15 protein-coding genes are annotated in these 15055 nt (G+C 45.2%); 1 reads left to right on the forward strand and 14 read right to left on the reverse strand.

What is annotated here, in order from left to right; all coding sequences use genetic code 11:
• Nucleotides 1–90 precede the first annotated feature (90 nt).
• The 14 genes from N774_RS0106330 to N774_RS0106395 form a co-directional block, all read right to left on the reverse strand.
• Nucleotides 91–630 (reverse strand): hypothetical protein, encoded by a 540-nt coding sequence (locus N774_RS0106330; protein WP_024860433.1) that lies wholly within the window; start codon nt 628–630, stop codon nt 91–93.
• 1 nt (nt 631) lies between these two features.
• Nucleotides 632–943: a hypothetical protein gene (locus N774_RS0106335; RefSeq protein ID WP_024860434.1), complete on the reverse strand. Its 312-nt coding sequence runs from the start codon at nt 941–943 to the stop codon at nt 632–634.
• Nucleotides 943–1083, reverse strand: a complete 141-nt coding sequence (locus N774_RS19155) for a hypothetical protein (RefSeq protein ID WP_155250367.1) — start codon at nt 1081–1083, stop codon at nt 943–945. The genes N774_RS0106335 and N774_RS19155 overlap by 1 nt, the downstream gene beginning before the upstream one ends.
• Nucleotides 1084–1299: 216 nt before the next feature.
• Nucleotides 1300–1509: a hypothetical protein gene (locus N774_RS0106345; RefSeq protein ID WP_024860435.1), complete on the reverse strand. Its 210-nt coding sequence runs from the start codon at nt 1507–1509 to the stop codon at nt 1300–1302.
• A gap of 5 nt (nt 1510–1514) precedes the next feature.
• Entirely contained in the window at nt 1515–2387 is an 873-nt protein-coding gene (locus N774_RS0106350; RefSeq protein WP_024860436.1) for a DUF4097 family beta strand repeat-containing protein, read from the reverse strand.
• On the reverse strand, nt 2380–3009 hold the full coding sequence (locus tag N774_RS0106355) for a DUF1700 domain-containing protein (protein WP_024860437.1): 630 nt from the start codon (nt 3007–3009) through the stop codon (nt 2380–2382). The genes N774_RS0106350 and N774_RS0106355 overlap by 8 nt, the downstream gene beginning before the upstream one ends.
• The gene (locus N774_RS0106360; protein WP_024860438.1) at nt 2996–3328 is read right to left on the reverse strand and encodes a PadR family transcriptional regulator; all 333 of its coding nucleotides are present in this window, start codon (nt 3326–3328) and stop codon (nt 2996–2998) included. Before N774_RS0106360 ends, N774_RS0106355 begins: the two co-directional genes overlap by 14 nt.
• A 394-nt stretch (nt 3329–3722) precedes the next feature.
• Nucleotides 3723–5237, reverse strand: coding sequence for a PASTA domain-containing protein (locus tag N774_RS0106365; RefSeq protein ID WP_024860439.1), 1515 nt, complete (start codon nt 5235–5237; stop codon nt 3723–3725).
• Nucleotides 5234–5809, reverse strand: coding sequence for an RNA polymerase sigma factor (locus N774_RS0106370; protein ID WP_024860440.1), 576 nt, complete (start codon nt 5807–5809; stop codon nt 5234–5236). Before N774_RS0106370 ends, N774_RS0106365 begins: the two co-directional genes overlap by 4 nt.
• A 154-nt stretch (nt 5810–5963) precedes the next feature.
• On the reverse strand, nt 5964–8033 hold the full coding sequence (locus tag N774_RS0106375; protein WP_024860441.1) for an EAL domain-containing protein: 2070 nt from the start codon (nt 8031–8033) through the stop codon (nt 5964–5966).
• A gap of 202 nt (nt 8034–8235) precedes the next feature.
• Nucleotides 8236–9096: a hypothetical protein gene (locus tag N774_RS0106380; RefSeq protein WP_024860442.1), complete on the reverse strand. Its 861-nt coding sequence runs from the start codon at nt 9094–9096 to the stop codon at nt 8236–8238.
• Nucleotides 9086–9772, reverse strand: a complete 687-nt coding sequence (locus N774_RS0106385; RefSeq protein WP_024860443.1) for a class D sortase — start codon at nt 9770–9772, stop codon at nt 9086–9088. The genes N774_RS0106380 and N774_RS0106385 overlap by 11 nt, the downstream gene beginning before the upstream one ends.
• Nucleotides 9772–10461: a magnesium transporter MgtE N-terminal domain-containing protein gene (locus tag N774_RS0106390; RefSeq protein ID WP_024860444.1), complete on the reverse strand. Its 690-nt coding sequence runs from the start codon at nt 10459–10461 to the stop codon at nt 9772–9774. Before N774_RS0106390 ends, N774_RS0106385 begins: the two co-directional genes overlap by 1 nt.
• A 28-nt stretch (nt 10462–10489) precedes the next feature.
• The gene (locus N774_RS0106395; protein WP_024860445.1) at nt 10490–11980 is read right to left on the reverse strand and encodes a nucleotide sugar dehydrogenase; all 1491 of its coding nucleotides are present in this window, start codon (nt 11978–11980) and stop codon (nt 10490–10492) included.
• Between the two features lie 453 nt (nt 11981–12433).
• Here N774_RS0106395 and N774_RS0106400 point away from each other — a divergent pair, with 453 nt between their 5' ends.
• Entirely contained in the window at nt 12434–15016 is a 2583-nt protein-coding gene (locus N774_RS0106400; RefSeq protein ID WP_024860446.1) for a dockerin type I repeat-containing protein, read from the forward strand.
• The last annotated feature ends 39 nt before the right edge of the window (nt 15017–15055 follow it).

Raw genomic sequence — 15055 nt, forward strand, 5'->3', positions numbered from 1 at the left:
GCGGTATGCCTTATTGTTGACCATAACATTGCCGAAATACCACGAGCCTATGTCCTCGCACAGCGACTTTAAAACATCAGTCGTGATGAATTAGGAAGCTGTACTGTAAAACGGGATAAGATTTGTAGTTTTGGCGTTTGTGTTTGCGTTTCCGTTTTGCTCCGCCATATCCGCGGGCGTTGTAACGTCGCTTGCGTACATAGCCGATACATTCGATGAGCTCTTTGAAGCAAGATAGATCATTATCTGTTCATCAGCGTCGCTATTGTTGTTATGCGCATTGCAGATGATTATCTTTTCGCAGTTTGTCGCACTTATCGAGTTGGAATTGCTGATATAGCTCAATATAAGCGCTGTAGCCGTTATCTCTACCTCAAATGTGCCGTTAGGGTAAAGCTCTGTTTCATGGTAATAGGAGCCATTAAAGATAACAGCTATTTTTGAACCCTGTATGCCATTTGTGCCCTGAAAATAACGAATGCCTATGGTCTTGGCTTCGTTGATATAAAAATATGTGTACTGACCGCTTGTTTCCGTTCCGCCTGCCCATGTAAAATTATCCCTGAGATACGGAACGAGTATCGTTCCCATTTCAGCCAGTGTTAAAGTCCGCGTCCATACTGTTGCCATATTACTGCACCTCCGTAATTGTTCCTGTCACCATATTCATATGACTTTTGATATTCGGGATTATCGAGCCTGCGGTGACAGATGTTCCGCCCAGCTCGGCTTCGCCTATATACTGCTTTACCCTGCCCTTTGTGTCATAGACGAAGTAGACCTTGTCGGCGTCCTTTTCCTCAAGGTCGTCGTAGTCCTCCTTGGTTATCTGCTCAAAGGACATACCGTTCAGACGCTCCTCCGAAAATACATCGGAGCTGTCCGCCTTTGCAAGGAGCCTGTCTATCTCAGATCCGCTGTATGCTCCGTGATATACTGCCATTATAAGCCCTCCTTCAGAAGATACATCTCACCGCTGTCAGTGCAGTACCTCATATTCTCCGTGGTAAAATAACACCTGCGTATGCAGGCGCGGTCGGTCAGGAGCTTGACCGTTTTGAATATTTCATACAGACCTTTCATTTTTTCTCCTTTCCGAAATATGGTTTTCAGCCTTTACGATCACGCAATATTTGGAATCGCTTCCATATACACTTCGGAAAGAAGAATTTCTCAACGCAAACAGGTTGAATTTCAAAAAAAAAATTTCAAACATCGTATATATGCACAAATGCAGCTTGTGATTTTAGTAAAATAAGCACAAAGAAGCCTGTATCCATTGGGACACAGGCTTCTTGACTATCCGGTATATTCATCTATATCATGTTCGGGAGTTTCTGCGCTCTCCAGTGCGGATATCACCGCGCAGAGCTTTCTTGTAGTACCGTTGTCAAATTCAATGGTAACTACCGTGTCGCCGCCCAGCGGCAGGGTATCGGTGACTGTTCCTGTGCCGAAAAGACGGTGTCGGACACGGTCGCCTTTTTTTATCTTTGTGTGGTCAAACATAGCTTTCAGTGTGAAACATCATAGTTTACTGTATTTGAGCCTATGCCTGTATCTATATCCATCTTGTACTTGCTGCCGCTTCCCGTGAAGTCGCTTGCGGGATTTGTAAGGTTGAGGTTTATCTCTCCGACGCCGCCGTCAACCTCTACGTCACCGTTGATAGTGCCCGAGAAATTTAACTCGCCCACGCCCTGCTCGACCTTTAAGCCGCCCAGTACGGACTTGGTAATGTCTATCTCGCCTGTGCCGCCGTCAACATAAAGAGTTTCAGCGCACTGCATGTCATTGATATTTACCTGTCCTGCGCCGCACTCAAAGCTGCCTGTCTCGCACTCTACACTCTCAAAGGTGATCTCGCCTGCTCCGCCTTCAACTCTGAATTTTCCACAGACGATATCGGATACTGTGACCTCTCCTGCGCCGAGATCAAGAACGAAGCTCTCATACTCCTTATCGGGGAGCTTTATATCTATAACAGTATTGTTATCATCGTCGTTCAGCCAGCTTGGAAGCAGATAAACATTCATCTTCTTATCTTCTGTCTTCGCAGAAAACGTGTCTCCCTTTACTTCCGCTGTAAACCCCTCGGGAACATTTCTTGCCTCAACATGTATCTTTTCATCGCTGCTCTTTCCTATGGTGAGATCAGCCCAGCTTATATCAAGATCGAATCTCTTCACCTCTGAAGCGCTGTAGCTCTGGCTGTAGTCCTTGAGCTTTGCACGCTCTTTGATATTAGTGTTTTTATAGAGGATTATTCCGATCACCAGCAGAACAACTCCTAAAAGCAGGAATGTTATCCATACCCAGTTGCCGCCGCTCTTTTTCTCAGGAGCTGCTTGAACTTCCTGTGTTACCCCATTATTATTCTCATACATTTTCTTTTCCTCCCTTTTTAAATAAACCGCCTACCCATGTAAAAAGCTTCTTGATCCCTCTGCCGCAGGCAGGTATAGCTACTCCGAAAACAGGCTTGAAAAGAAGTATCACAAGTCCTGTTATGATGAATCCTGCACCTAATGACATAAGCGCTACGGCAGGTGCTTCAAAGATCATTCCGAAACCGCCGAAGATAAGACCGATGCCTGCTGCGATAAACGCAACTATAAGTGACAAGAGAACCACGATGATAACGAAAAGCATTACTACTGCCACGATAAGTACAGGCAGCCATATTGGGAATGTGAGCACTGCAAGTATTATGCTCAGCGCGATCGTTCCGCCTGATACCTTTTTCTTCTGCTGAGGCTGTGCAGCTCCGCCCATATTCTGTGGAGCAGCAACAGGTGCAGGAGGCGGTGTGATACCTGCTTCGCGGAGAATGTTGCCGGCGACCTCCTCGGGGATACCCATGGAAGCGGCAGTCTCCTCTTCCTTGCCAAAGCCTGCGTCCATAAAAACTTCCTCATAATAAGTAAGTGCGTCATTTATATCATCAGCAGGCATACCGCCTCTTTCAAGGCTGTTCCTCAATCTCGTTAGAAATTCAAGTTTGTTCATTGCTTTCAGCTCCCTCATTCAATAAAATACTGTCGATCTTTTTCTTGTGGCTCCGCCATTCCTCTCGGTACTCCTCAAGTGAATCGTTGCCCTGTGGCGTTATCCTGTAATAGCGCCTGTTCCTTCCCATGAACTCCTTATCGTATGTTTCAAGGAGCTCGCCTTTCTGCAAACGTCTGAGGACCGGATAAAGTGTTGACTCCGAAATGTCCACAGCCTTTCGCAGGTACTGGGTTATCTCATAGCCGTAGGTGTCATTGTTCTGAACGATCGAGAGCACCATAGCGTCGAGAAGCCCTGCATTGATAGAAAAACCCATAGTCCTTCTCCTTTCGCTTATTTGATAGCCTGTAATATTTTAGTGCCTGTAATATATAAGCACTTGTAATATCTAAGCTCTGACAATATTATATCGCGTATAATATTGTTTGTCAATACAATATTGTGATTTTTAGCAACATTGTACGTTTGCACAAGAGTTCATATGAACTTTATACCGCCGTTTGTAGGAATATAACAAAAGAGCCCGCTTGCGCGAGCTCTCAGGCGAGATAATATTCGGTTTAGGGACGTCGAGGACGCCGTCCCCTACATTCGCTAACTCAAAATAGCCACATTGTAGGGGCTGGCGTCCCCGACAGCCCGCTTTACTTTATCGGGCGGATAATATCCGCCCCTACAAAAAGGGAAGCTTTCGCTTCCCTTTTTGCTTATTAATATCCTGTTGCTTCAAATGCACCCTCTATATCCTCATCTTCTATAGTATATGTGCCGTTGTCGAAATCAAAGATATAGTGTCCGAGGTTTGCCTTTTTATCTGTTTTCTCGTCTGTAATGACTGCTGTGACCTTTTTGCCGTTGCCCTTTCCCTGTATACGATAAAGGAAGACAGGTACATCAGGCGTTAATTCATGGGTACCTGCGGTCACTGCATTGATCTTGCCGTCTTCATCTTCATAAATAAAGTCAATGGAGTATCTTCCGCTTCCAAGCACAGTATCCTTGGGGATAATGAACCTGTAAGCCACCTCGCCCTCAGTTATTGAGCCCTCTGAAACATATAGTATTATATCTGTATCCTTGGTTATCTCAGTGCCTGCCGCAGGATACTGCTCAACTACTGTGCCTTCCTCTTCATTAGAGGGAACAGAGAAATATGATACATTACCGCCTGTAAATACCGCCTTATTTACTGCTTCGTCAATATCCTTTCCTGTAAAGTCGTCAACTGTGATCTTCTCGTCCTCTGCGCCTTGGCTTACATAGAGAGTGACTGTACCGCCCTTTCTCAGCTCTGTACCTGCTTCGGGCTCTGTTTTTATGACATAATTGGGCTGTATTTCGGAGTTTTTCTCTTTCTTCACCTGAGAATTAAATCCCAACTCCTTGAGCTGTTCCTTTGCAAGCTCAATGTTCATAGCAGTAAAGTCAGGTATCGGCTTTTTTTCGTCATTAACTGAGCTCTCATCAATGGTGATATCTTTTTTGCCAAATGTCCAGACCTCTTTGATAACCTCCTCGGCAGAATCATCGTCCATATCATACAAGAAATCATCGGGTTCAAGCTTTATAGTATGCAGGAAATCGTATATTCTACTGCCGCCGATGTAAATCTTTCCGTCCGAAGCAACAAGAGTATCAAACTGAATATTATTGTGCGGCATTATTATAAGCTCATATGACTTGCCGTTATTATAAAAGAACAGCATATAATACTCGCCGTCTGCCATGTTCGGTTCATCGGTCTCCTCCCATGACTCTTCTTCAAGGAGTGAAGCAAGCTCTGAGACCTTTTCAGGTTCAAGCTCTATAACAGCAGGCGCTATAGCCGAACAGGTCATACGCACCCTGTCTATCTCTCCGAATGGGTAATTGCTCACCTTGGACTCCGCATCGGACAGAGTTATATCACCGCCTGCAAACTGACTGTTTCCGCCGCTGCGTCTTGCAAGCAAATAGCCGCCTGTGCCCAGTCCCGCAACAAGTGCAAGGGCAGCTGCCGCGGAAACTATCTTGTGCCAAATGGGCTTTTTATACTGCTCAACGCCTGATACTACCTCGGCGGGAGCTTCACTTATCTCGTTTGTTTTTTCGCTGTATATCTTCTGGCTCAATTTAAACATCCTTTCCTTTTCTGCATCGGAAGCAGGACAGTCAGCAGCAATACGCTTCATTTCCTCGTCATCTGCCTTTTCAAAAACTTCAAGCCCGAGTTCCTTATCGTTCATATATTACACTCCTTTATCCCTAAAGTTTCCAGCTGCTTTCTGAGCTTGTCAAGAGCCCTGCCGCTGCGCACACGGACGTTTTCGGGCGTCATGGATACAAGCTCGCCTATTTCCTTTGAGCTGCGCATGAAGAAATACTTCTGCATGATTATGGTCGAATCGGGCTCCCCGAGACGCTCTATGCATTTCAGCAGCGTTGTGCGGAGCTCCTTGCGCTCCACGGTCTCAACAGTATTGTCGGGAGCTTCAATGGCTGCGGCTTCATCGCTGTCAACGGATACCGTAGATACAGTGTGCCGCGTCAGCCGATTGAAAACGCTTATAGCCTTACGGCGTGCGACAGTTCCCACAAATCCCGAGATATCGCCGCTGCCTGCCTTGTTCTCCTCATAATATATGTATATATCCGAGAAAACGTCTCCCACACACTCCTCAATGTCCTCACGGCTTGCACAGCCGCGGAGCCTGCTGAAAACAATAGTGTAGACATAGCTGAAATACTCATCAAAGATAATGCGCTGAGCCTTTTCCTTGGATTCGCGTGCTGCATTTTGTAGTTCTTCATTTGTCATAGTTTATCACCTCTTGAAAACTTAGCAATGCATTGTTTTGGCTTTCATAATATCTATTCCCACTCCGCAGCTCAAGCGTAACAGAAAAGGATATATTTTTATATTTTTACAATAAAACGGAGCGACGTCAGTCGCTCCAGTAATATTTATGCTCTTATTTTAATACTATGTATTCTTCGCCGTTGTGAATGACCTCAAACAGAGTGCCTTCAAAGCTGATACCGTCACGTTCTATGTATTCGCTGATATTCATGGGCGTATCTATCTTTATATGCACCTCGGCTTCACTGACATGTACCGTCGTATCCTTTGTAAAGCCGCCTGCTCCCAGAGTCTGCTTGCCCGCCGCTGTCAGACTTATCGCAGCCTGCTGTATATCAACTTCCGTTTCTCCCTCAAGTGAAGCCACAGCTGCACAGCGCTCGCCCTTGACAGTTATGAAGCAGCTTGCCTCCCTGATAGAAAGGCTTGTCTTTTCGCCGTCAAGAGTACCTATGCCCACAAGCTCCACGCCCGATATGAATATCTTCACAGACGCCTTGAATATGGTGATGTCATCGCTCTTTCCGATAGAACCTATCGCCGTTCCTCTTGCCGATGTCATCTCCATACCGATATCACAGTCGTGTATGACCATTTCACTGCTGGCATAAAGAGCTCCGATGCCCACATTGATGTCGCCCTGTATATTAAGTCTGTACTGACCTGCATTTATCCTTATGATGCCGCCGTTGCCCGAGCCTATCGCCACACCGTTCTCGCCCTGAGCGTTTACGGTTATTCTGCCCGACTGTTCAAAGACAAGCTCGCCGTGAAGAAGTCCTGCTCCGTTGCCGATACCATAGAACGCCTTGCCGCTTACGTTTATTTCAAGCCTGCCCTCGCCTGCTATAGTCAGCTTTGAGGACTGCGGAACACGTATTCCGCCCATATCCAGCTTGTTTTCGCCGTTGAGCACAAGAGTTACATCGTTGTCCTCGCCAAGATCTATGCAGGGTTTGTTCCTTATACTGTTGAGCCATGCATTTTCAAGAGTTATCCTGCCGCTGTAGCCCTTTCGGGTCTCAATGCGTATCTGGCTGTCAAGCTCAGAGCTGCCCTCGATACTGATATCGCCGCTGCCGTTTGCACCGACGACAATGCACTTCATGCCTGACTCGGCAAGTCTGCCGAGAATGATTCGCTCTGAGATGTCGGCGATGTATACCTGCTGTCCGATACCGTCCTCCCGCTCCTGATGGAAGCGCTTTATCATCTGCTTTATGTCCTCGGGGATAGAACCGATTATCTCAGGGGCAGGTCTTGCAGTAAAATAGCCCTGCACAAGGTCTGCTCCGAGGAGTATGACAGTATGTAGCTCCTCAGCGGTCTCAACTCCCTCTGCCAGTGCAAGTATGTCATTATCGTGGCAGAAGTGGATTATCTCTCTTACGAAATGGCGCTTTTTCGGACTGTTCTGTATATCCGTCAGCAGTGAGCGGTCTATCTTGACAAAGTTGGGCATATAGCGCAGAAGATTACCTGCATTTGAATAGCCCGAGCCGTAGTCGTCGATAGCCATTTTTACGCCCATATTGCGGTATCTCTCCTTGAGGGCTTCAAGGCTCTCATCGTCTATCTCGGACTGCTCCGTCATTTCAACTACCGCAGTATCCGCGTGCTTCAGGAGCATCTTCATTACATGCCTGAAATCGTCCATATTCATCTTTGCTTCGGGGATACTGTTTATAAATACGGACCTGCCGAGAAAATCGTCCTTTCGCATATCTATAATGCCAAGGACGTTCAGAAATGTTCCTCGCTCTATATCGGGGAGCCTGTTGACAAGTCCCGCATACTTCAATATATGGTAGGGTGTGAGCTTCATGGTGCTCTTCGGGCGCATGAGAGCTTCGTAGGAGAATATCTCGCCGTCCTTGGTATTTACAATGGGCTGGAAGTAATAATCGAAAAGGTTCTCGTCGATGATATGCTCTGTTTCCTGCAATTCTGCGCGTTCAACCTCCGAAAGGCTCGCCAGCTTGTGGTCGTTGCCGCCGGCTTTAAGGCGGAGAAGCTCCTCTGCAAGGCTGTTGGCATCATCTATTATCATAGCCTCAGCCGCGCCCGGATGCTCACTGCGGTATCTTTCTATGAGCGACTTCCTGTCGCTGTCCGATGTGATGCTTTTAAGATCACGCAGCAGGTCGTTTATCCATAAGCAGCCCTTGCCTTTTTCGATCATTTTACTCCCTCCTTTACACCAAAATAAAGCTTTGTACATATTATATCATTTTTATGCGTTTTTTTCAAGTCATTTAAACAAAGTCTTCCAAAATTTACAATCATTTAAAAATTAGAGCTAATGGCACTGCCATTACTCACATAATATAAAACAGGCACTCCCTGTGTACGGAAAGCGCCTGTTTATGGCTGTTATTCAGACCTTATGCCTTGATTTTCTCGGGCTTGGGCTCTGCTTTTTCGCCCCTGCCGAAAATACAGTACAGGGCAATAAGAATAATTCCTGCTGCCAGAATTATAAAGCCTGTTTTTTGCACGATCTCAACTACGGAATCCAGCGTTCCCGTCACAAGGGTGTAGGTGGTAAAGCTTTTCAGAGAGAATTTACCTATCATGTTGTTGGCTATGACCACCGTCGCAGGAACGGCAAGCAGTATACCCGAGGCAAAAAGCGCCGTACCTGCCCAGTATATAGGTCTTTTCAGCAGTATCATGATAATGAGAAGAACTGCCAGAGCACCGAAGCATGCGTATTTATACTTTCTCGCCAGACTGACTGCCCTTGACAGCTTTCCTGTGATGCCCGCCCTTTTCATTACGTCCAGAGAATACACATCGGCTTCGTTCAGAGCTGTCTTCTTTGCAAAGCTCACTGCTTCGGCAAGCTTGGCTTCGTATATATCATCTTTTATAACGTGCTTTTCGTGAGCATATTCTTCAAAATACTCTGTGATGCACTCCTCGGCTCCCGTAAAGTCGATGACTGCTTCCCTGTTTTCAAAGCTGCTCCTTATTTTTTCGTCTATGGAAGATTTCATCCACTCAGCTGAAAAGGACTTTTCATATACATCTATGGGGATATTGGATACGCTGTAGTTGTCCGAAAAGCGCTTCATCAGTGAGTTATATGCATTTTCGTAGGTGTTGGTCTTTTCTGCCTGAGAGATAAGGTACTCTGTGGTATAGAGCTTATCCGCCATAATGACGCCGAAAGTTCCCATAACAGTGAATACCGTTAATATGCACACAAGTATCCTGAGGACCGAAGTTATCTTACTCTTCATTGCTTTTTTCCTCCTTCGGCTCATTGTAGAACTCGCGCTTTTTCAGCTCACATATACAGCCGATACGCTTATCAGAAGCAGCAAGCAGATTGTCCTCGCAGGTATAAAGGGTAAGTATGTCCCTGTCCCCTTTTTTGAGGTACTTCTTATCGGTGGAACCAAACTCAATAAGCTCAGATACGGTATATGTGAAGCGTCCGTAATCAGTGTAGAGCTTTACCTCGTCCCCGACCTTGACTTTATTGAGAGCAGCAAAAAAAGTATTCACATGAGCGCTGATAACGGTATTTCCCTCTCCGCCTGCCACCACAGATGACGGAGTGTTGCAGCCTCCGCGGTCAAGGAGCTCTGCTCCGTTGCCCCAGTAAACAGGTGCGAATATATCAGCGGCTTCACATTCGATGACGGCATACTGAGTACCGTATTCGGGATAGACAACATCGCCCTTTTCATAGGTCTTTCCGCTGTATTCCGTATCGATATCGGTCTGAACGATGTTCAGTCCCGCAATGCCCTCGCTCTGTGGGACAACGCTGTTATTGTCCATAAAGGCAACTTTCAGGTAGGTCTCCGCCTTCTCATAAGGCTTTATGGAGAGAAGTAACAGTATTCCGCCGCATAAGACCGTTACAAGCAGCGGCATTAGCAGCTGCGGCAGAAGTGATCTTTTCTTCATCACTCGCACCTGCCTTTTTTTATCAGTACACCTATACCCAGAGCTGAAAGCAGTATGGCTCCCAGTGCAGCAAGTATGGGCACAGGATAAGTGATGCCTGTCTTTTCAACGGAATCTCCCAGAACAGTTACTCCCACAAGCTTATTGTCGTCGTCTCTTGCACTTATCATCACAGAGCCGTCCGATACATCTTCAATGGAGAAATTGATACCGAAAGGATCCCCAAAGCCCAGCATACCCGCAATGACCTCTACCTGCTCCGAGGTATCAAGCTTTTTAAGAAGCTGATTCTTCTCGTCATTGGTCATAACATCAAGGTATTCCTGCTTCTGCTCGCTGGGAACAGCTGTGATATACTCCTGCTTCTCCTCTATGGACATTTCCTCGAATACCTCGGGCTCAACAGGATCGGGAACAGTCTGCTGGGACTGGTCTCCGCCGCTTATGGCACTGTCTCTTTCGGCAGCCCATGTGCTTAGAGCGGCTATTGCCTGATCGCACTGCTCAGATGTCCATTCACGTCCGCTGCCCATTGCTATATACTGCTGTATCATATCCTCGGGCATTCCCACCTGATAAGCATAGGCTATAACATCACCCACTGTTGCTGCCGAGGACACTGTCGGCACACAGTTAACGGCAACTGTTAAAGCTGCGATAGCCGAAACTACTAAGTTTTTTATCTTCATTATCTCATCTCCCATTAAATCAAAGGCTTTAGTCTCTTCTGAAAAGGTCTCTGGTGTATACCTTTTCCGCTGCATCATCAAGAGCTGCATCATAGCGGTTAGCGATTATGCAGCCGCACTTTTTCTTGAACTTTTTCAGATCATTGACTACAAGACTGCCGAAGAAGGTGCTTCCGTTTTCAAGAGTCGGCTCGTATATGATAACAGTGGCGCCCTTTGCCTTGATGCGCTTCATAACGCCCTGTATGCTGCTCTGGCGGAAATTGTCACTGTTGCTCTTCATTGTAAGGCGATACACGCCCACAACAACATTTTTCTCCCTGCTGCTGTCGAACTCATTGTTCTTTCCGTAGCTGTAATATCCCGCCTTTTCGAGGACACGGTCTGCAATGAAGTCCTTTCTCGTCCTGTTGGACTCAACAATGGCAGTCATCATATTCTGTGGAACGTCCTGATAGTTCGCAAGCAGCTGCTTTGTATCCTTTGGCAGGCAGTAACCGCCGTAGCCGAAGGACGGATTATTGTAGAAATCACCCACGCGGGGATCAAGGCATACGCCCTTGATGATATTGGCAGTATTCAGCTCCTTGACCTCTGCATATGTGTCCAGCTCATTAAAGTAGCTGACGCGCAGTGCAAGGTACGTGTTAACAAAAAGCTTGGTCGCTTCCGCCTCTGTTGTAGCCATATAGAGTACAGGGATATGGGTCTTTACAGCTCCCTGTTGGAGCATTGCCGCAAATTCCTGTGCAGCTGCCATGTTCTTTTCATCAGCACCCACAATGATACGGCTGGGATACAAATTATCATACAGTGCCTTTGACTCGCGGAGAAATTCGGGACTGAATATGATATTGTCCATGCCAAGTTTTTTCCTTACATGGACCGTATACCCCACAGGGATAGTTGACTTTATGACTACAGTCGGCTTTTTCTTCTGCTTGGCTGTGGCTTTTTTTATGAGCTCAAGGACGCTTTCAACGGCAGAGCAGTCAAAAAAGTTGGTCTTGGGATCATAATTGGTAGGTGCGGCAACGATAATATAGTCTGATGTTTTATAAGCGGCTTCTGCATCTGTTGTTGCTTTCAGACTGAGTCCCCGCTCCTCATGCTCCGCAAGATACTTCTCTATATAATCGTCCTGTATGGGGCTGATACGTTTATTAAGCTTTTCCACCTTTTCGGGCACGATATCAACAGCTGTAACGTCATTGTGCTGAGATAGGAGAACTGCAAGAGAAAGTCCCACATAGCCTGTTCCCGCCACAGCTATCTTCTTTCGCTCAGTATACTTTATCTCTGCCGTATCCTCAGCAAAAAGGTCGCTGCAGTTAAAGCCGAGGACCTCCGAAAGTGCAAGGAGCTGATCCACAGACGGGCTGTACTCTCCTGCCTCAAGTCTTGTGAACATAGTACGGCTGATACCTGTTTTTTCACTTAAAGATGCCTGAGAAATGCCTAATGCCTTTCTCCTGCTGCTGACAGTATCAGCAAGCAGTTTTAGTGATAAATGCTTCATATCATCTCATGTCTCCCATCGGGTATTGTCATTATTTGAGACAACACACTTGATTTGTTTAATGAGTATATTATACTTTATGTTAGCCTAAATGTCAAGGGACTCACATTATTTTTGCTCTCAGCTTTCATATAAAATCGTAATCTAAGTGATAACGGGTATCCTGAGAAAAGCCCCTGTTTTCAAACTTATACCCAAAGTGAATAAAGTGCAGATTTTTTATAAATTCACAATAAAAATATCATACCGCAGTCAGTACATATTCATAAAAAGTTATTTTATCAAGCAAATATTAGTAAACAGAAATTTTAAAAGTATATTTTTTTACAGCACAATGCAATTATAAATGTTAAGAGAATGTAAATTTCATATGTTAGATATTGCTTTTATGGTAAATTACATATATAATACAAGATAAGCCGCAAGGCTAATGATATAAAAGGAGAAAAAAGTATGAAAATCAAAAGAATCATTGCTGCTGTAACGGCGCTTGTGCTCATTGGGGGAGCATATACGTCATTTGCAGAAGGCAGCAGAAACATCGGCAAGACTTATGCAGCTGATGCAGCAAAAGAGGACAATGTTGGGGTAACAAATGAAGATGAAAAGGCGCCGAGCTTTTCCGTCGAAAAGGAAACCTGCAAAAAACGCGAGCCATACTCGGTGATCATTAAGAATGTTGATCCCGCTTCGATCACCTTTGGCGGTCAGAATTTTGTGGAGCTCCAAAGATCATCTGCTGAGGACGGCAGCCTTGTTTACACATTCATGTCCAGAAGCAGCGGCGAGGTACAGCTCATTGTCAACTACGGCTTCGACGGTGAGATCAGACACAAGGAATTCAACTTCAATATCCTCGAAGAAGAATATGAAGACGAGAACTATCCAAGGTTCTCCGTTGAGAATGACACATATAAAAGACGTGAACCATACTCAGTCACAATCAAAAATGTTGATCCCGCTTCTATCACAACATCAGGCACAAACATCTTTGATGTAAACAAGTCAACCGACGAAAACGGCAATATCGTTCTCACTTTCATGTCTAAGGAAAGCGGCGAAGCCAACCTCGTTATCAACTACGGCTTCGACGGTGAGATAAGACACAAGGAGTTCAGCTTCAATATCCTCGAAGAAGAATATGAAGACGAGAACTATCCAAGGTTCTCCGTTGAGAATGACACATATAAAAGACGTGAACCATACTCAGTCACAATCAAAAATGTTGATCCCGCTTCTATCACAACATCAGGCACAAACATCTTTGATGTAAACAAGTCAACTGACGAAAACGGCAATATCGTTCTCACTTTCATGTCTAAGGAAAGCGGTGAGGCCAACCTCGTTATCAACTACGGCTTCGACGGTGAGATAAGACACAAGGAGTTCAGCTTCAATATCCTCGAAGAAGAATATGAAGACGAGAACTATCCAAGGTTCTCCGTTGAGAATGACACATATAAAAGACGTGAACCATACTCAGTCACAATCAAAAATGTTGATCCCGCTTCTATCACAACATCAGGCACAAACATTTTCGATGTAAACAAGTCAACCGACGAAAACGGCAATATCGTTCTCACATTCATGTCTAAGGAAAGCGGCGAAGCCAACCTCGTTATCAACTACGGCTTCGACGGTGAGATAAGACACAAGGAGTTCAGCTTCAATATCCTTGAAGAAGAATATGAAGACGAGAACTATCCAAGGTTCTCCGTTGAGAATGATACATACAAGAGACGTGAACCATACTCAGTCACAATCAAAAATGTTGATCCCGCTTCTATCACAACATCAGGCACAAACATCTTTGATGTAAACAAGTCAACTGACGAAAACGGCAATATCGTTCTCACTTTCATGTCTAAGGAAAGCGGCGCGGCAAACCTCGTTATCAACTACGGCTTCGACGGTGAGATAAGACACAAGGAGTTCAGCTTCAATATTCTTGAAGAAGAATATGAAGACGAGAACTACCCAAGATTTTCCGTTGAGAATGACACATATAAAAGACGTGAACCATACTCAGTCACAATCAAAAATGTTGATCCCGCTTCTATCACTACATCAGGAACTAATATCTTTGATGTGAACAAGTCAACTGACGAAAACGGCAATATCGTTCTCACTTTCATGTCTAAGGAAAGCGGAGAAGCAAATCTCGTTATCAACTACGGCTTCGACGGTGAGATAAGACATAAGGAGTTTAACTTCAATATCCTTGAAGAAGAATATGAGGACGAGAACTACCCAAGATTTTCCGTTGAGAATGACACATATAAAAGACGTGAACCATACTCAGTCACAATCAAAAATGTTGATCCCGCTTCTATCACTACATCAGGAACTAATATCTTTGATGTGAACAAGTCAACTGACGAAAACGGCAATATCGTTCTCACTTTCATGTCTAAGGAAAGCGGAGAAGCAAATCTCGTTATCAACTACGGCTTCGACGGTGAGATAAGACATAAGGAGTTTAACTTCAATATCCTTGAAGAAGAATATGAGGACGAGAACTACCCAAGGTTCTCAGTTGAGAATGACACATATAAAAGACGTGAACCATACTCAGTCACAATCAAAAATGTTGATCCCGCTTCTATCACAACATCAGGAACAAATATCTTTGATGTGAACAAGTCAACTGACGGAAACGGCAATATCGTTCTCACTTTCATGTCTAAGGAAAGCGGCGAAGCAAACCTCGTTATCAACTACGGCTTCGACGGTGAGATAAGACACAAGGAGTTCAGCTTCAATATCCTTGAAGAAGAATATGAAGAGGAAACCTCTCCCCAGACAGGACTCAAGGGCGACGCCAACTGCGACGGCTCAGTAGATATGGGTGATGTTGTTCTTATCATGCAGGCGCTGGCTAATCCCAACAAGTATGGCGTGAACGGCACACATAAGCTTCACATAACCCAGCAGGGCGTTGAAAACAGCGATGTCGACACGACCGTTAAAGGACTTACAGTAAGCGACGCACTGAAGATACAGAAGTATCTTCTTGACGGAAAAGGAACATTATAATACTTCAGAAAGCAGCAGCCTGTTATTTGTACAGTAAGC

It is taken from the genome of Ruminococcus flavefaciens AE3010 (genome assembly GCF_000526795.1).
Taxonomy (GTDB): Bacteria; Bacillota; Clostridia; order Oscillospirales; family Ruminococcaceae; genus Ruminococcus; species Ruminococcus flavefaciens_D.